The organism is Amycolatopsis sp. NPDC051716, from assembly GCF_040681595.1.
Classification (GTDB): Bacteria; Actinomycetota; Actinomycetes; order Mycobacteriales; family Pseudonocardiaceae; genus Amycolatopsis.
In genome coordinates, this window is the sequence record NZ_JBFAZA010000006.1 from 14,554 (window position 1) to 30,488 (window position 15,935).

Below are 15,935 nucleotides of genomic sequence, written 5' to 3' on the forward strand. Positions count from 1 at the left end.
GTTAGCCCTCGGCCCGCTTCTTGAGCTCCTTCAGCGCGGTGTCCATGACCATCTTCTCGGCCTTGCGGCGCAGCAGGCCGATCATCGGCAGCGCCAGCTCGACCGACAGCGTGTAGGTGACCCGCGTGCGGCCGCCGAGGTCGGCCAGCGCGTAGCGGCCGTTCTGCGCCTTCTGCATCTGGCCCTTGACCAGGTGCCAGCTGACGCCGAGGCCGTCATCGTCCCAGTCGTACTCGAGAGTGTAGACGTCCTTGATCGGCCCCGCGTCCAAGGTCAGCTTGACCTGCTTGGCCCGGCCCTCGGCGTCGGTGTCGAGGACCTCGGTCTGCCGGACGGCCTTGGCCCATTCCGGGTACGCGGGGAAGTCGGCGATCACGGCCATCACCCGGCTGGGCTCGGCGTCGACCTCGATGGACTGTGTGGACTGCTCGGCCATGGGTCGAAGCGTAGCCGCCGCGGTTGGTCACCAGCGCAGCACGTAGGGCTGCCCGGTCTCCTTGAAGTGACCCACGTTACGGCACTCGGTCAGGCCGACCCGGGCGCGCGCCGCCAGGGGCTGGTGCACGTGGCCGAACACCGACCAGCGCGGCCGCTGGGCCCGGATCAGCTCCAGCAGCGCCGTCGAGCCGATCTCGCTGCGGCGCGCGACGACGTCGTAGGTCAGCTCCGGCAGCGCGGGCGGGCCGTGCGTGCAGAGGACGTCGACCTGCTCGAGCGCGGCCACGCTCCGGTCGTAGTCCGCGCGATCCCGCAGGTAGGGACGCCAGGCGGCGCCCTTGCGGGGCCGCGGGACGACGCCGTCGGGCAGCAGCGCGCCACCGACGAACCCGAACCGCAGGCCGCCGATCTCCGCCACCTCGCCGTCGAGCACCCGGACGCCTTCGCCGGCGAACTCCGGCCACAGCGCCGGGGTGTCGACGTTGCCCGGCGTGGCGTAGGTGGGCGCGGTCATCGCCGCGAACAGCGTCGCGTACTGGGCGCGGATCGCCTCGTCGACCGCGGCTCCCGGGTCGTCGAGGGTGGCCCAGAGCGTGCGCGAGAAGGCAACGGTTTCGTCACGGGTGCCCTCACGGCGCAGGCGGGCGAACTCGCCGACCTTCTCCGGGCCGAACAGGGCGCCCATGATGCCCTTTTCGTAGTCGTGGTAGTCGACGAAGTCGATCAGGTCGCCGAGCACGACCAGGGCGTCCGCCCCGTCGCCCGCCCGTTTCAACGCGTCCGCGTTGCCGTGCACGTCCGAGACGACGTGTACCCGCACCGGTGCTCCCCCTAGCTTTCGACGTCACTGCCTTCGCCGCGCGGAGGGACGCCGGGCTCGCGCCCGTCCTCCAGGATCTCCTTGAGCCCGAGCGCGTTCGCCTTGGCCGCGCGGGCGCGCCGGTCGAACTCCCGCCGCAGGTCGCGTGGCGCCAGCTCCCGGGGCGTCCCGGCCGCGTCGGCGGGGGTCGCCCGCAGGAAGTAGTGCAGCAGGGTGCCGTCGAGCACCGGCTCGAGCCAGACCTCCATCGTACCGACGAGCGCACCCGTCACGGTCCAGCGCAGGCCCTTGTCCCCCCGGTCGGTGTAGACCTCGAGGACCAGGTCGGGCCAGTAGCGCCGCCAGGAGGCCGGCTCGGCGAAGACCGCGGCCACGGTGGCGGGCGGAACGGCGAGGAACGTCTCGTCGACGATGTCGAGTGAGGGTGGCGCGTTCACGTGCGAAGAATGTCACGCCCTCGCCTCGCGGCGCCGATCAGCATGGTCTTAAGGTGCTCACCACGCTAAGTTGACTGGCGGGTAACAGCGGTGTCACCTGCCGCACGCGTTGAACACGGAGGTCCACGTGCGCGAATACAGCGCTCCCGCCGGCAAGCCGGTGGCCGACGACGAAAACATGTCCGACGTCGTCTGGGCGAACGCCGAGCGGTTCTCCGACGTGGTGAGCTTCCGCCGCCAGGTCGAGGGCAGCTGGCTGGACGTGACCGCCAAGGAGTTCGCGGCCGAGGTACTGGCCGTGGCCAAGGGCATGGCCAAGGCCGGGATCGGCCGCGGCGACCGCGTCGCGATCATGTCGAAGACCCGCTACGAGTGGACGCTGATCGACTTCGCGATCTGGGCGGCCGGCGCGGTCACCGTCCCGATCTACGACACGTCCTCGCCCGAACAGGTGCACTGGATCCTGTCCGACTCGGCCGCGAAGGGCGTGTTCGTCGAGACGAACGGCCACGCCGCGGCGCTCGAATCGATCCGGGACCGGCTCACCGACCTGGCCAGCACGTGGCAGATCGAGGGCGACTCCCCCGCCGTCGAGGAGCTGTCCGCGCTGGGCGCTTCGCTGTCGGACGACGAGCTGCACGACCGGCGGCGCGAGGTGTCCGCGGACGAGCTCGCCACCATCGTCTACACCTCCGGCACCACCGGCCGCCCCAAGGGCGTCGAGCTGACCCACCGGAACCTCCTGGCCGAGATCCGCGCCGACATCGAGGCGTTCCCGCAGCTGATGGAGCAGGGCAACTCGCTGCTGTGCTTCCTGCCGCTGGCGCACGTGCTGGCCCGCGCGATCGCCGTCACCGCGCTGACCGCCCGCGTCACCCTCGGGCACACCCCGGACGTCAAGAACCTGGTCGCCGACCTGGGCACGTTCCGGCCGACGTTCGTCGTCGCCGTGCCGCGCGTGTTCGAGAAGGTCTACAACTCGGCGAAGCAGAAGGCCCACAGCGAAGGCAAGGGCAAGATCTTCGACGCCGCCGAGGCCACCGCGGTCGCCTACAGCGAGGCGCAGGACAAGGGCGGCGCCGGGCTCGGCCTGAAGCTCAAGCACCTGGCGTTCGACAAGCTGGTCTACGGCAAGCTGCGCGCGGCCCTCGGCGGCCGCTGCGTCGCGGCGGTCTCGGGCGGCGCGCCTTTGGGTGCGCGGCTGGCGCACTTCTTCCGCGGCATCGGCGTCCCGGTGTTCGAGGGCTACGGCCTCACCGAGACGTCCGCGGCGGCGAACGTCAACACCCAGACGGCGTTCCGCGTCGGCACGGTCGGCAAGCCGGTCAACGGCACCTCGGTCCGCATCGCCGACGACGGCGAAGTGCTCCTCAAGGGCGACGTCGTGTTCCGGGCCTACTACAACAACCCTGTCGCCACGAAGGAAGCGCTCACCGACGGCTGGTTCCACACCGGCGACCTGGGCGAGCTCGACCGGGACGGCTTCCTGAAGATCACCGGCCGCAAGAAGGAGATCATCGTGACGGCGGGCGGCAAGAACGTCGCCCCGTCCGGCCTCGAGGACACGATCAAGGCGTCCCCGCTGATCAGCCAGGCCATGGTGGTCGGCGACCAGCGCCCGTTCATCGCGGCCCTGGTGACGGTGGACGAGGAGTACTTCCCCTCCTGGAAGTCCCAGCACGGCAAGCCCGCCGCGGCCACGGTCGCGGAGCTGGCTTCGGACGCCGACCTGCTCGCGGAGATCCAGGCCGCGGTGGACGAGGCGAACAAGTCGGTGTCCAAGGCCGAGGCGATCAAGAAGTTCACCGTGCTGGCGAACGACTTCACCGAGGCCGGTGGCGAAATCACGCCGAGCTTGAAGCTGAAGCGCAACGTGGTGACGAAGAACTACGCGAACGACATCGAGGGCCTGTACCGGAAGTAAGCGCCCCAATGTGGCCTTGGTTGCGTTCAACGCACCCAAGGCGGCCTTCGGTGCGTTGAACGCACCGAAGGCCGCATTGGGGCGCTCGGGCTCAGTCGCGCTGGGCCGCGATGAAGTCGCGGTACCAGCGGTAGCTGGCTCGCGGGGTGCGCTGCTGGGTCTCGTAGTCGATGTGGACCAGGCCGAAGCGGTGCTTGTACCCGTGCGCCCACTCGAAGTTGTCCAGCAGCGACCAGCAGAAGTAGCCGCGCAGGTCCACTCCCGCCGTCGCGGCGGCGCGGGCCGCCTCGAGGTGCTCGCTCAAGAAACTGATGCGCTCGTAGTCCGCGAAGTCGCTCCGGTCCGCGTACACGCACCCGTTCTCCGTGACGTACACCGGGGGCAGCCCCGCGTAGCGGTTGTGCAGGCCGACCAGCGCTTCCGTGAGGCCCTCCGGCTCGACCGGCCAGCCCATCCCGGTGCGCGGGACGTCGTCCGGCAGCTGTGTGGTGTCCACCCCGATGTCGGTCACCGTCCGCCGGGCCGGGTCCGGTTCGCGGTGCGGGGCGTCCGCGACGTGCAGGCGGTAGTAGTAGTTCACGCCCAGGTAGTCCAGCGGTGCCCCGATCGTCTCGAGGTCGTCGTCGTGGCGGAACGAGAAGTCCGAGACGCCGTCGAACATCGCCGGCAGGCCCGGTGCGTAGCGGCCGCCGAACAGCGGGTCGGTGAACTGGCGGCGCAGCAGGGTGTCCTGCCGCGCGGCCGCCGCGGTGTCGGCGGGCGAGGACGACACCGGCACCGCCGGCGACTGGTTGAGGACGATGCCGAACTGGTGCGGCAGCGCCGCCCGCTCGCGCATCGCCCGCACCGCCAGGCCGTGGCCCAGCAGCAGGTGGTGGGCGGCCGCCAGCGCGCCGTGCCCCTCCCGGGCTCCCGGCGCGTGGCGGCCTTCGCCGTACCCGGCCACCGCGCACGGGTACGGCTCGTTCAGCGTCGTCCAGTGGTCGACGACGTCGCCCAGCTCCTCGTGCACCAGCGCCGCGTACTCGGCGAACCGGAACGCCGTGTCGCGGGACCGCCAGCCGCCCACGTCCTCCAGGGCCTGCGGCAGGTCCCAGTGGTACAGCGTCAGGAACGGCTCGATCCCCCGCTCCCGCAGGCCCTCCACGAGCTGCCGGTAGAAGCCGAGGCCCCGGCGCTCCAGGCGGTGCCCGTCCGGCTGGATCCGCGGCCAGGACACCGAAAACCGGTAGGAGTCGACGCCCAGGCCGGCGAGCAGGCCGAGGTCCTCGCGCCAGCGGTGGTAGTGGTCGGCCGCCGGTTCGCCGGTGTGGCCGCCGGCCACCGCGCCGGGGACCGCCGCGAACGTGTCCCAGATGGACGGTCCGCGGCCGTCGACGTCGGTGGCGCCCTCGATCTGGAACGCCGAGGTGGCCACGCCCCAGCGGAAGCCGGGTGGGAAGCTGGAAGTCACGGTGAGCTCCGGTGGGTCAGCCCTTGAGCGCGCCCTGCATGATGCCGCCGACGATCTGGCGGCCGAACAGCAGGAACACGATGAGGACGGGGACGGTGCCGATGGTGGCGGCGGTGAGCACGAGCGTGTAGTCGGTGGTGTAGCCACTGGCCAGTGTGGACAGTGCGGTTTGGACGGTCGGGTTCTCCGGCACCAGCACCACCAGCGGCCAGAAGAAGTCGTTCCAGGCCTGCATGAAGGTGAACAGGCCGAGCACCGCCGCGGCCGGGCGTGCGGCGGGCAGCGCCACGTGCCAGAACAGCCGCAGCGAGCCGCAGCCGTCCATCCGGCCGGCTTCCAGCAGCTCCAGCGGCAGCGCCCGCTCGAAGTACTGGCGCATGAAGAACACGCCGAACGCGGTGACCAGGCCGGGCACGATCACCGCCTGCAGCTGCCCGGCCCACCCGAAGTCGGCCATCATCATGTACAGCGGCACCACGCCCAGCTCGGTCGGGATCGCCTGGGTGGCGACCACGACGAGCAGCAGCGCGGTCCGCCCGCGGAACCGCATCTTGGCGAAGGCGAACCCCGCCAGCGTCGAGAACAGCACCACCGAGACGGTGATCGTGCCCGCGACGATCAGCGAGTTGCCCAGTGCCAGCGCGAAGTCCGTCTGGTCGAAGACGCGGGCGATGTTCTCGAACAGGTGCCCGCCCGGCACCAGGACCGGCGGCACGCTCCCGACCGCCTCCGTCGTCTGCGAGGCGACGACGAACGACCAGTACACCGGGAACGCCGAGCCGGCCAGGATCGCGACCAGCGCGGCGTAGGTCCACGGGCTGGCGACCCGCCGGGCGAGCCGCCGGGCCCGCCCAGGGGGTCGCGAGCCCGGCGGCGCGGGGGCGGCCGGGGTCAGCACGGTGGTCATGTCCGCTCCTCAGTCCGTTTGGATGCGCCGGGTCACCAGGTACGACAGGCCCGCGACGAGCATCGTGGCCACGGCCAGGATCAGCGCGATCGCCGAGCTGTAGCCGAAGTCGTACTTGGTGAAGCCCTGTTCGTAGAGGTAGAGCGCGGCGGTCTGGAACTGCCGGTCCGACCCGCCGGTCGCCGCCGCGGCGCCGGGGTTGAACAGCAGCGGCTCGGCGAGCAGCCGCATGTTGCCGGTCGTCGCGATCACCGTGGAAAAGATGATCTGCGGCCGCAGCAGCGGCACGGTGATCCGCCAGAACTGCTGCCACCCCTTGGCGCCGTCGAGGGTGGCGGCCTCGTACATGCTCGACGGGATCGCCTGCATCGACGCCAGGAAGATCAGCGCGTGGTAGCCGGTCCAGCGCCACACCACCATCGACGCGATGGCGGTGTGCGAGCTGGCCGTGCCGGCCTGCCAGTCGACCTGCCCGGCGCCGAACCAGCTCAGCACCCAGTTGATCAAGCCGAAGTCCCGGCCGAACAGCTGCGCGAAGATGATCGTCACCGCCGCCACCGAGGTGATGTTGGGCAGGATCATCCCCATCCGGAACATCGTCCGCCCGCGCAGCCGGCGGTTGAGCAGGTGCGCGATGCCGAGCGCGAACAGGATCTGCGGGATCGTGGTCAGCAGCCACAGGCTGACCGTGTTCCCCATCGCGTTCCAGAAGTACGGGTCGTGGAACAGCAGCTGGTCGTAGTTGCCGAAGCCGATGAAGGTCGCGCCCTCGGCGTCGATGAGGTTCCGCTTCTGCAGCGACACGAAGGCCGTGTACAGCAGCGGGAACAGCCCGAAGACGCCGAAGATGAGGAAGTACGGGCTGATGAACCCGAACGGCGACAGCTTGACGTCCCACTTCTGCCGCCGTTCGGCGAAGGTCAGCGTGGTGGTGCCGGCCATCACTTGATCTTCGCGACGTCACCGACCAGCTGCTGCCACGCCGCCGCGCCGTCCTGCTTGCCCTGCTCGACGCGCTGCATCGCGTTGCCGAACTCGGTCTGCACGTCGCCGGCCTTCGGGCCCTGGTACTGCGGGTTCAGCTTCTTCGCCGCGTCGGTGAAGAGCTTGCCGACCGGGGCATTGTTGAAGAACGGGTTGGTGTAGCCGGTGATCTTCGGGTCGTCGTAGAGCGACGGCGCCGACGGCAGCAGGCCCTTGCTGGTGAAGACCTTGGCCTGCTGCTCGGGCGCGGTCAGCCAGGCGGCGAGGTCGGCGGCTTCCTTGGTGTGCTTGCCCTGCTTGGGCACGGTCAGGTACGAGCCGCCCCAGTTGCCGCCCCCGCCGGGCACGCTAGCGATGTCCCACTTGCCTGCGGTGTCCGGCGCCTGGTCCTTGATCTTGGTCATCATCCACGCGGGGCACGTGACGGTGGCGAACTGGCCCTGGGTGAAGCCGGTGTTCCACTGCGGCGTGCTGTACAGCAGGCCGGCGCTCAGGTTCGCCTTGACCGCGTCGGCGACGAGGTCCCAGCCCTGGCGCAGCGCCGGGTTGCTGCCCACGATGAGCTTGTCGTTCTGGTCGTAGTAGCCCTGCGGGGCCTGGCCGACGATCGCGTTGAGCACGGTCGGGCCGCCGTCCATGAACTTGACGCCGTTCGGCGCCTTCGCCTGGAAGCGCTTGCCGGTCTCGAAGAACGCCTGCCAGGTGGGCCAGAGCGCGGAGACGGCGTCGCGGTCGGCGGGCAGCTGGGCCTGCTCGAACAGGTCGCGGCGGTAGCAGATGGCCAGGCCGCCGACGTCGGTGCCGTAGCCGATCTGCTGGCCGCCCTTGGCCAGCGACCCGGCCCACTTCCAGCCGAGCCAGCGGTCCTTGAGCTTGTCACCACCGACGGTGTTGAGATCGACGAACTTGTCCGGCGTCGCCTTGAACTGGGCGACGTAGCCGGTGTCGATGGCCTCGACGTCCGCGGCGCCCGCGCCGGTGGCCAGGTGCGCGGCGAGGTTCTTGTGGTGGTCGGAGTAGGCGGCGGTCCGCTCGGTGATCTCGATGTCCGGGTGCGCCGCCTGGTACTCCTTGATCAGGTCGGTGTAGCCGAAGTTGCCGAACAGGCCGAGGCTCAGCTTGACCTTGCCACCGGCGGCACCGCTGTCGCCGCACGCGCTCAACGCGGTGAGCGCGACCAGGGCGGCACCCACCCCCGCGAGCAGGCGGATCCGGCGGGTTGTCGTTTTCGGGCGCATGAGATCTCCGTTGTTCTGCGGGCCGGTCGGAAAACGCGGGTCCCATGAGAGCGCTCCCAACGCCTCGTCGTCAAGTAACGAAATGATAAACAGACCTGGCGTTTACGCAGTCTGAGCGGGTGTGCTACAGATGTAACCGGTTACAAGAACGGAGTTCGCCATGGTCACCGCTCGCGAGGTCGCGCAGCTATGCGGGGTTTCCGTCGCCACTGTGTCGCGGGTGTTCAACCGCCCCGCCACGGTCAGCGCGACGACGCGCGAACGCGTCGAACGCGTGGCGCGGGACCTCGATTTCTCGCCGAACGAGTCGGCGCGCGCGCTGTCGCGGCAGCAGTCGGCGATGGTCGGGCTGGTCTGGGACACCGACCACCGGCGGCCCGGCTGGCGGCACCCGTTCCTGCAGGACCTGTTGCTGGGCCTCAAATCCGCGTTGAGCTCGCACGGCTACCACCTGCTGATGCTCGCGACGAGCGACGACGCCCGCGACCGTCACCCCGGCGTTTCGCTGGCCGACCCGATCGGCTACGTGAGCATGACCCGCCGGCACCACCTGGCCGGGCTGGTGCTCATCGACAGCGGGACGGACGCCGACGCGTTCACCGCGTTCGCGCAGTCCGGGTTGCCGTGCGTCGCTTTGGACGTCGCCCTGTCCGGACCGCGGGCCACCCACGTGACCTCGGACAACGCGGGAGGCGCGGCGGAAGCCGTCCGGCACCTGGCCGCCCTCGGGCACCGCCGGATCGCGACGATCACCGGCCCCCGCGGCAACGCGCCGGCCACGGCCCGCACCGAGGGGTACCGGCGCGGGCTGGCCGACGCCGGGCTGCCGGTGTCGGAAGACCTCGTGATCGGCGGCGACTTCTACCGCGAGAGCGGGTTCGTCGGCATGCGCCGGCTGCTGGCCCGCAAGGAGCCGCCGACGGCGGTGTTCGCGGCCAGCGACGAGATGGCGGTCGGCGCGCTGCTGGCGGCCCGCGCGGCCGGGCTGCGGGTGCCGGCGGACCTGGCCGTGGTGGGGTTCGACGACATCGAGGTGGCCTCCCTGGTGGACCCGGCGCTCACCACGGTGGCCCAGGACAAGCCGGGCTTCGGCACGGCGGCGGCCGGCGCGCTGCTGGCGATGCTCGAGAACGCGACGACCCCGGAACCGGTGCTGCTGCCGACGAAACTCGTGGTCCGCGACTCCTGCGGCTCCCGGTCGTGAGTGGTAACGCGGGTTAGAACCCCCTTTACCACTCACGACAAGCCGCGGCAGACCCCTAAACGATGATCTTCGTTTCCCAGTCGATGTGGTGGGCGTACAGCCAGCCGCTTTCTTCGCCGACGTCCTGGCCCGCGCTCGCCGCCACCAGCTTCTCCACCCGCTCGCGGCGCAGGTTTTCGTACGCCGCGAACGCCGATGCCGGGTCCGGCCGGTCACGCAGGCACTGTGCGAGGACCACGCTGTCCTCGATGGCCATCGAAGCGCCCTGGGCGGCGGCCGGGGACGCGGCGTGCGCGGCGTCCCCGACGAGGACCAGCTCGGGCGTCGACCACACCCGCGTCTCGGGGACGTCGTAGGAGTGGCCGCCGAAGACCTCGTCCCCGGTGGCGGCGATGATGTCCGCGCAGGGCAACGGGTCGCCGTCGAACGCCGCGTGCGCGAACTCGCGCCAGCCCGCCGGGGTGACCGCGGCGATCTCCTCGCGAGGCCGCTCGGCGTCCGGGATGCGGGCGAACCAGAAGGTCGCTCCGGCCGGGTCCGTGGTGAACCCGAAGGCCGCCCGGCTGCCGCGGACCATCCGGTAGATCCCCGGCGCCGCGGGCAGCCCGCCCGCGCGCGTGTAGCCGTACACGACGGTCAGCCCGGTGTAGCGGGGCTCGTCCGCGGCCGGGTCGATCAGCTGCCGGACGACCGACCGCACCCCGTCCGCACCGACGAGGACGTCGCCGGTCGCGGTGGTGCCGTCGGCGAACTCCGCCGTGACGCCACCGGCTTCCGGCGTCGCGCGCACCAGCCGGCGCCCGCGCTCCAGCGGGACACCGCGGCGCGCGGCCTCCTCCTGCAGGACGCGGTAAAGCGTCGCCCGGGTGAGGGTGCGCGGCCCGTCGAGACCTTCGGTTTCGAACTCGCGCCGCCCGACGGTCTCCCCCGTCGGGGCGACGAGCTCCACGCCGTACGCCGCGAAGGAACTGTCGATCACGGGCCCGTCGGCGCCGATGGCGCGCAGGGCGTCCATGCCGTTGTGCATGATCGTGAGGAACGCGCCGACGTCGTCCCCGCCGGCGGGATGGGCCTCGAACACGACGGGTTCGTGCCCGGCCAGCTTCAGCGCCATCGCCGTGACCGTGCCGGAGATCCCGCCACCCGCGACCAGTACCCGCACTTCGCGCCCCCTCGACTCCGCGTGCCGCCGCCGTTGACGTTACCGCGACGGCGGCACCCGGCGCCTACTGCTCCTTCGCACCGCTGGTGGCGATTTCGCCGTTGAGGCCGCGCGGGTAGAACCCGCCCGAGGTCACCTTGTCCGGGTTGAGGTAGGCGATGTTGAGCACGCGGTCGGCGGACCGCCCGAACGCGATGCCGTTCGCGTCCGCGGGGACGAGGTTCGCCTTGCCGTACTTCAGCACGCCTTCGTCGTCGTCGGCCTTGCCGTCGAGGCTGTCGCGGGCGTCGGAGATCTTGTTCGTGATGTCGCCGAGGCCGCGCTCGAACAGCTGGCTGCGCACGATGCCCGCGTGGTACGCCTCGACCGCGAGGATGCCCGCCGCCGCGTCGAGGAACGTCTTGTTGTTCACCAGCGGCGCCGCGCCCTTGTAGGCCGACACTCCGACGTCCTCGAACAGGTAGGCGGCGAGCAGGAAGTTGTTCTCGCTCCCGAAGGGGTCGAACGTCTGGCCCTGCTTGATCACCCCCGCGGCCTGCATGGCCGCGGTGAAGCTGTTCTGGAAGTCGATCTCCGGCTGCGCGACGGCGGCCTTGTCCAGCGCCTTGCGCAGGAAGGTCACGTGGGCGACCTCGTCGCCGGCGATCTCCTGGACGATCTGCTTGGTGTGTTCGCTCTTGAACTGCACCGCGTGCCCGCCGGACACCTTGCCCAGGTTGCCGACACCGTTGACGTACTTGTCGTTCAGCCCGTAGCCGTAGACGGCGAACGAGTACAGGTTCGCCTCGAGGTACTCGAGGTTCAGGGCGAAGTTCAGCACGGCGGCATCGCTCGCCGCCTCCTTCGCCTTGTCACCTCCCTGCGCTCCGTACTGCGATGTGGCACCGGCCGAGCCGAGGCCCAGTGACAGCGCCGTGCCGAGCGCGCCGGCACCCGCGACGCCGAGCCCCGCCGCTCCCGCAGCCTTGAGGAAGCGGCGGCGGTCGGTCGCGTTCTCCGCGCTGCGCTCGATCAGCTGCTCTGTGTAGCGTTTTCCGAACACCGGGGGACGTCCTCTCGTGACGAGTTCGTCCACCTCACCCACCGGTCATACGTACCCGGACGCCCCCCGGCTCGGTCAAAAGGGAAAAAATTTTGATCGACTTCGGTTTTCCCAGGTCAGCCGCGTTGCGCGACGGCGAGCCGGACGCACACCGCCAGCGCGCGGACGGCCTCTTCGACCTCGGCGAGCTTCGGGAAGGTCGGCGCGATCCGGATCACGGCGTCGGCCGGGTCGTCGCCGTGCGGGTGGGTCGCCCCGGCGGGGGTCAGCGCGACACCGGCCTCCTTCGCCAGCCGCACGACCTCCTTCGCGGTGCCCTGCGGGACGGTCAGCGTGATGAAGTACCCGCCGGTCGGCTTGGTCCAGGACGCCAGGTCGGCCAGCTCCTCGGTGAGGATGCGGTCGACGGCCGCGAACTTCGGGCCGATGATCTCGGCGTGCTTGCGCATGTGGGCGCGGACGCCGGCCTCGTCCTTCAGGAAGTGCGCGTGCCGCAGCTGGTTGACCTTGTCCGGGCCGATGGTGCGCTTGCCGGTGTTGCCGGTCCACCAGGCGAGGTTCGCCTCGGAGGCGCCGAAGAAGCCGACGCCGGCCCCGGCGAGGGTGATCTTCGAGGTGGAGCCGAAGACGAAGACGCGGTCGGCGTGGCCGGCCTCGGTGGCCAGGGCCAGCAGGTCGGCCAGCTCCGCCTCGGCGTCGGTGAGGTGGTGCACGGCGTAGGCGTTGTCCCAGAAGATCCGGAAGTCCGGCGCCGCGGTGCGCATGGTGGCGAGCCGCTTCACGACGTCGTCACTGAACGTGACCCCGGTGGGGTTGCTGTACTTCGGCACGCACCAGATGCCCTTGACGGCCGGGTCCTCGGCGACCAGCGTCTCGACGACGTCCATGTCGGGGCCCTCGTCGGTCATCGCGACGCCGACGAGCTCGATGCCGAAGCGCTGGGTGAGCGCGAAGTGGCGGTCGTAGCCCGGGACCGGCGCGAGGAACTTGACCTGCGGCTCGTCGGCCCAGCGGCGCTCGGCGCCGGGCAGCTTGCTCAGCAGGGCCTGGACGACGGCGTCGTGCATCAGCTCGAGGCTCGAGTTGCCCGCGGCGAGCAGCTGCCCGGCGGGCACCTGCAGCGCGGGGGCGAAGATGCGGCGCAGCTCCGGCAGGCCGTTGAGGCCGCCGTAGTTGCGGACGTCGGTGCCGTCCTCGGCCTTGAAGGTGCCGTCGCCCGGGAGGGACAGCAGCGCGTTCGAGAGATCGAGCTGCTCGGGGGACGGCTTGCCGCGGGTGATGTCCAGGGAGAGGCCTCGGCCGACCAGGGCCGCGTAGTCGCTGCGGGCCGTGTCGACGTCGACGGAAGCAGTGGTCATGGCCTCAACGCTAAACCCGCCGTCGATACCATTTCGGGGCGGGTCCTGGCTAGGGTGGTAAGGGTGCAACTCGTCGTCCACGCCGACCAGCGTCAGTTCTCGGTGCGGGACTCCCGTTCTCGGTTGACGGGCAGCGGGTGGACTCCGGTCGCGGTGGAATCCCACCGGATCGGGGTGGAGCCCGGCGGTCTCGCGATCGCGACGGCGCGGTCGGACCTGGTGGAGTCTTCGGTGACCCTGCTGCCCTCGGCACCTTCTCTCGCGCCTGACGCCGAGCACGTCGTGGAAGCGGATCTTCCGGTTCCGAGCGGCCGGCTGGTGATTTCCGGACCGGCCGACTACCCGTCGCAGGAGAAGTTCTTTTCGGTGCTGCCGGGGCGGTACCGGGCGCGGGTGTCGTACGTGCCGGCCGGGCCGCCGTCGGTGGACTGGAACGACCACGAGTACGGGGAGCACTACCGGTACGTGGTGGAGCTGTGGCCGGTCGAGGAACCGTCCGATGTGGAGGTTCTCCGCCAGGGCGCCACCGTCTGGGACGGCTGACGGGAACACAGCCTTCTGGGCCGCCGCTGCGACGGGCCGGACCACAATCTGACGCTTTCCCGTATCGGCCGTAACACGCTCGGCGACCGAACCGATCTCTCAGTGCACCGACCATCACAGAGAGCACATCGACGCCGACCGCAGATGTGGCGGCGGCCCCGGACTTCCGCCCGGCCGGCGGGCGGTTTCGCACGTGAGCACAGTGCGCCGGACTCGATCCACTGGGAGGAGGGGGATGGCCCGCTCGGACACCTGGATCTCGCTGATCAATGCCGGAGCCGTAGCCGTTACCGTGTTCAGCGCGGCCCTCGCTGTTGCCAACATTGTCCAGAACGACCAGCCGGCTTGGGTTTCCGTCGTGGTTGTCACGCTGTCCACCGGGCTGCTCACCGCAGTGTTTTTTGCCCGGCGCAGGACGAGTTCCCCACCTACCCCGGGAATCGGGATGGTGCCGATTTCCCTACTGGCGATTTCCTTGGTCACCGGCATTGTCCTGGTGCTTCGCGGCGGATCGGGCCTCCGGCTACCCCAGACAACCACGCCGGCGGATCCGGCCGTCAACGCCTGGCACCTCGCGGTCATCGCCCTCATCTCCGGGGCGCTGTCCTGCGCCGCACTGGAATTCGTCAAGAAGCTGTCCCCACTGGCGATGCGGTTCAACCGGAGAGCCGTCGTGTCGAGCTTCGGCACGAAGATCGAAGACGGCAAATTCCGCTCCGGTGCGGCCTTCTCCGAGCTCTCCGGGCTGCCCACCAAGATCTCCTACGCCGGGAATCTCCGCCAAGTGGCCGCCCAGGTTTCACAGTCGTTGCGCGAGCAGTGCCGCGCCGACCTCAGCGAAGCGACGGAGGATCGTGACGCCCTTCGCCGGTTCATCAGCTCGCTGGGTCCGCAGTGGCCGATGCTCTCACCTCGGCTGGTCGAGCGACTCAGCTACGAAGAACTGTTGCAGCTCGCCGACGAACAGATCGAACGACGGGTCGACGCTTTCCAGATCGAGGCCACCGCACACTGGCATTCGTCTTTGCGGGCGGCATCCGCACTGATCGCCTGCGCCCTCTCCGGAGCCGGAACATTGGCCAGCGGCGCCTCCGTACCGGCCATCGCGATCGCTCTGGCGCTCGGCCTGGTCGTCGGCGGCCCGGTGTCCTGGACGGTGCGGGACATCATCCGGATCATCGAGCGGGGTGCCCGGAGATGACCGGCCACGACTTCGTCATCAGTGTGCGGGAAAAGCCGCGCGGAGGCGGGCGGCGAGCCTCCATCCTCGAAGAACCGCGGCCTCTCGGTGATCAGATCTGGGTCATTTACATCCACGGCTTCAACGTGGATCAGGAGCGGGCACTGCACCAGGGACGCACCCTCTGGACCAACCTGTTCGGGGGAAATCCGCCGAGCCGGATCCAGAAGGGTGCCTTCCTCTGGCCGAGCGACCGGTACTTCAGCCGTTCGTGGTCCAGGATGGCCTACCCCGCGATGATCGATCGCGCAGCCCGTTCCGGCCGGCAGCTCGGCGACTACCTCGCCACCCGGAACCGGGATTCGGCGGTCCTGGTCGGCCATTCGCTGGGTTGCCTCGTGGCGCTGACCGCAGCCGACCGGCTGCGCGGCCGGGGAACCGCGCGTGGTTTCGCCCTGCTCGGCGCCGCGGTGGACGTCGCCGAAATGGAAAACGACGGTTCCTTCACCGTCGTGCCACTCGCTCGCCGTGAGGCGGTCGAGTACAGCCCCTCGGACAAGGTGCTCCGGCAGGTCTTCGGGATCGGGCAGAAGTTCGCCGCCCCCTACTCCCCCCGCAGCGAAGCGGTCGGTCTCCGCGGTGAGCCCCGGTCACGTGGCTGGAAACATCGCGACTGCGGGTTCGACCACCACACACATTGGCGCGAGCCCGACACCGTCGCGGTCGTCGAATGGGTGATGGACCACGCGGGTACCGGCCGGTCCCCGTCGAGCACCACCTCGGCCGAGCGGAATCCCGCTACCCGAGACCCGGAGGGACCATGAACCGGTCCGGCAGCCACGAGGCCATCGACGCATCCCTCAAGAAGTCGATCGCCGAGCACGATCCTCGTCTCGATTCCGCGCTGTTCAACGGGGGCACGGTCCTCGCGTTGGGCGCGACCATCCTGGCGACCGCGGCAAGCTGGCCGGCCGACTTCTCGTGGTTACCACGCGCATTCTCCGGCCTCGCCGCTTTCTTGATCGGCGTCGAACGCGCTTTGAACTTCGGGGAACGCTGGCGCTACCACCGTCGTCTCCGCGACAGCTACCGCTCACTCCACGACCGGTTCGCGCTCGCGCGTGAGCTGCCGGCACCGCAAAGCGACGAACTGATTAAGAAGATCATCGACGACCTCGAGAAACTGCGGCGCACCGAGGGCGACATTCCGCGCGGCGGATGGCCACCTGACTGACGAGTGACGAG

At 70.1% G+C, this 15,935-nt stretch carries 16 protein-coding genes; 6 read left to right on the forward strand and 10 right to left on the reverse strand.

Going from position 1 to position 15,935, the window contains the following annotated elements; translation table 11 throughout:
- Position 1: 1 nt before the first annotated feature.
- The 3 genes from AB0M30_RS09585 to AB0M30_RS09595 are packed head-to-tail and all read right to left on the reverse strand — an operon-like array spanning position 2 to position 1,695.
- Positions 2-436, reverse strand: a complete 435-nt coding sequence (locus AB0M30_RS09585) for an SRPBCC family protein (protein WP_360184917.1) — start codon at positions 434-436, stop codon at positions 2-4.
- Positions 437-463: 27 nt separating this feature from the next.
- The gene (locus tag AB0M30_RS09590; RefSeq protein WP_364581941.1) at positions 464-1,258 is read right to left on the reverse strand and encodes a metallophosphoesterase; all 795 of its coding nucleotides are present in this window, start codon (positions 1,256-1,258) and stop codon (positions 464-466) included.
- An 11-nt stretch (positions 1,259-1,269) separates the two neighbouring features.
- Positions 1,270-1,695, reverse strand: coding sequence for a polyketide cyclase / dehydrase and lipid transport (locus AB0M30_RS09595; RefSeq protein ID WP_364581942.1), 426 nt, complete (start codon positions 1,693-1,695; stop codon positions 1,270-1,272).
- A 127-nt stretch (positions 1,696-1,822) separates the two neighbouring features.
- Between AB0M30_RS09595 and AB0M30_RS09600 the strand changes: the two genes are divergently transcribed.
- Complete coding sequence (locus AB0M30_RS09600) at positions 1,823-3,619, forward strand: long-chain fatty acid--CoA ligase (protein WP_364581944.1); 1,797 nt, start codon at positions 1,823-1,825, stop codon at positions 3,617-3,619.
- A gap of 91 nt (positions 3,620-3,710) precedes the next feature.
- Here the strand turns inward: AB0M30_RS09600 and AB0M30_RS09605 are convergent, their stop codons facing one another.
- From AB0M30_RS09605 to AB0M30_RS09620, 4 genes are read right to left on the reverse strand one after another with little or no spacing between them, the layout of a single operon-like run.
- Positions 3,711-5,072: a GH1 family beta-glucosidase gene (locus tag AB0M30_RS09605; RefSeq protein ID WP_364581947.1), complete on the reverse strand. Its 1,362-nt coding sequence runs from the start codon at positions 5,070-5,072 to the stop codon at positions 3,711-3,713.
- Between the two features lie 16 nt (positions 5,073-5,088).
- Complete coding sequence (locus AB0M30_RS09610) at positions 5,089-5,979, reverse strand: carbohydrate ABC transporter permease (RefSeq protein WP_364581950.1); 891 nt, start codon at positions 5,977-5,979, stop codon at positions 5,089-5,091.
- Positions 5,980-5,988: 9 nt separating this feature from the next.
- Positions 5,989-6,921 carry a sugar ABC transporter permease gene (locus AB0M30_RS09615; protein WP_364581953.1) on the reverse strand — a complete coding sequence of 311 codons (933 nt, stop codon included), beginning with the start codon at positions 6,919-6,921 and terminating at the stop codon, positions 5,989-5,991.
- A complete protein-coding gene (locus AB0M30_RS09620) occupies positions 6,921-8,201 on the reverse strand; it encodes an ABC transporter substrate-binding protein (protein ID WP_364581955.1) in 1,281 nt (426 codons plus the stop codon). The genes AB0M30_RS09615 and AB0M30_RS09620 overlap by 1 nt, the downstream gene beginning before the upstream one ends.
- Before the next feature lie 160 nt (positions 8,202-8,361).
- Here AB0M30_RS09620 and AB0M30_RS09625 point away from each other — a divergent pair, with 160 nt between their 5' ends.
- Positions 8,362-9,405, forward strand: a complete 1,044-nt coding sequence (locus AB0M30_RS09625) for a LacI family DNA-binding transcriptional regulator (RefSeq protein ID WP_364581956.1) — start codon at positions 8,362-8,364, stop codon at positions 9,403-9,405.
- Between the two features lie 55 nt (positions 9,406-9,460).
- On the opposite strand, the gene AB0M30_RS09630 is transcribed toward AB0M30_RS09625, so the two are convergent.
- The 3 genes from AB0M30_RS09630 to AB0M30_RS09640 form a co-directional block, all read right to left on the reverse strand.
- A complete protein-coding gene (locus AB0M30_RS09630) occupies positions 9,461-10,567 on the reverse strand; it encodes an FAD-dependent monooxygenase (protein WP_364581959.1) in 1,107 nt (368 codons plus the stop codon).
- Between the two features lie 64 nt (positions 10,568-10,631).
- Positions 10,632-11,609, reverse strand: coding sequence for a ferritin-like domain-containing protein (locus AB0M30_RS09635; RefSeq protein WP_364581961.1), 978 nt, complete (start codon positions 11,607-11,609; stop codon positions 10,632-10,634).
- 116 nt (positions 11,610-11,725) lie between these two features.
- On the reverse strand, positions 11,726-12,967 hold the full coding sequence (locus AB0M30_RS09640) for an aminotransferase class I/II-fold pyridoxal phosphate-dependent enzyme (protein WP_364581963.1): 1,242 nt from the start codon (positions 12,965-12,967) through the stop codon (positions 11,726-11,728).
- A gap of 63 nt (positions 12,968-13,030) precedes the next feature.
- On the opposite strand from AB0M30_RS09640, the gene AB0M30_RS09645 reads away from it, so the two are divergent.
- From AB0M30_RS09645 to AB0M30_RS09660, 4 genes are all read left to right on the forward strand, one after another.
- On the forward strand, positions 13,031-13,510 hold the full coding sequence (locus tag AB0M30_RS09645; RefSeq protein WP_364581966.1) for a hypothetical protein: 480 nt from the start codon (positions 13,031-13,033) through the stop codon (positions 13,508-13,510).
- A 235-nt stretch (positions 13,511-13,745) separates the two neighbouring features.
- The gene (locus tag AB0M30_RS09650) at positions 13,746-14,711 is read left to right on the forward strand and encodes a hypothetical protein (protein WP_364581968.1); all 966 of its coding nucleotides are present in this window, start codon (positions 13,746-13,748) and stop codon (positions 14,709-14,711) included.
- Positions 14,708-15,514 carry a hypothetical protein gene (locus AB0M30_RS09655; protein ID WP_364581971.1) on the forward strand — a complete coding sequence of 269 codons (807 nt, stop codon included), beginning with the start codon at positions 14,708-14,710 and terminating at the stop codon, positions 15,512-15,514. Before AB0M30_RS09650 ends, AB0M30_RS09655 begins: the two co-directional genes overlap by 4 nt.
- Positions 15,511-15,924, forward strand: a complete 414-nt coding sequence (locus AB0M30_RS09660; RefSeq protein ID WP_364581973.1) for a hypothetical protein — start codon at positions 15,511-15,513, stop codon at positions 15,922-15,924. The genes AB0M30_RS09655 and AB0M30_RS09660 overlap by 4 nt, the downstream gene beginning before the upstream one ends.
- Positions 15,925-15,935: the final 11 nt, after the last annotated feature.

Coding starts and splice junctions, on each gene's coding strand:
- AB0M30_RS09625 (WP_364581956.1), top strand. CDS start 8,362: ATGGTCACCGCTCGCGAGGTCGCGCAGCTATGCGGGGTTTCCGTCGCC.
- AB0M30_RS09610 (WP_364581950.1), bottom strand. CDS start 5,979: ATGACCACCGTGCTGACCCCGGCCGCCCCCGCGCCGCCGGGCTCGCGA.
- AB0M30_RS09585 (WP_360184917.1), bottom strand. CDS start 436: ATGGCCGAGCAGTCCACACAGTCCATCGAGGTCGACGCCGAGCCCAGC.
- AB0M30_RS09620 (WP_364581955.1), bottom strand. CDS start 8,201: ATGCGCCCGAAAACGACAACCCGCCGGATCCGCCTGCTCGCGGGGGTG.
- AB0M30_RS09655 (WP_364581971.1), top strand. CDS start 14,708: ATGACCGGCCACGACTTCGTCATCAGTGTGCGGGAAAAGCCGCGCGGA.
- AB0M30_RS09660 (WP_364581973.1), top strand. CDS start 15,511: ATGAACCGGTCCGGCAGCCACGAGGCCATCGACGCATCCCTCAAGAAG.
- AB0M30_RS09640 (WP_364581963.1), bottom strand. CDS start 12,967: ATGACCACTGCTTCCGTCGACGTCGACACGGCCCGCAGCGACTACGCG.
- AB0M30_RS09615 (WP_364581953.1), bottom strand. CDS start 6,921: ATGGCCGGCACCACCACGCTGACCTTCGCCGAACGGCGGCAGAAGTGG.
- AB0M30_RS09650 (WP_364581968.1), top strand. CDS start 13,746: ATGGCCCGCTCGGACACCTGGATCTCGCTGATCAATGCCGGAGCCGTA.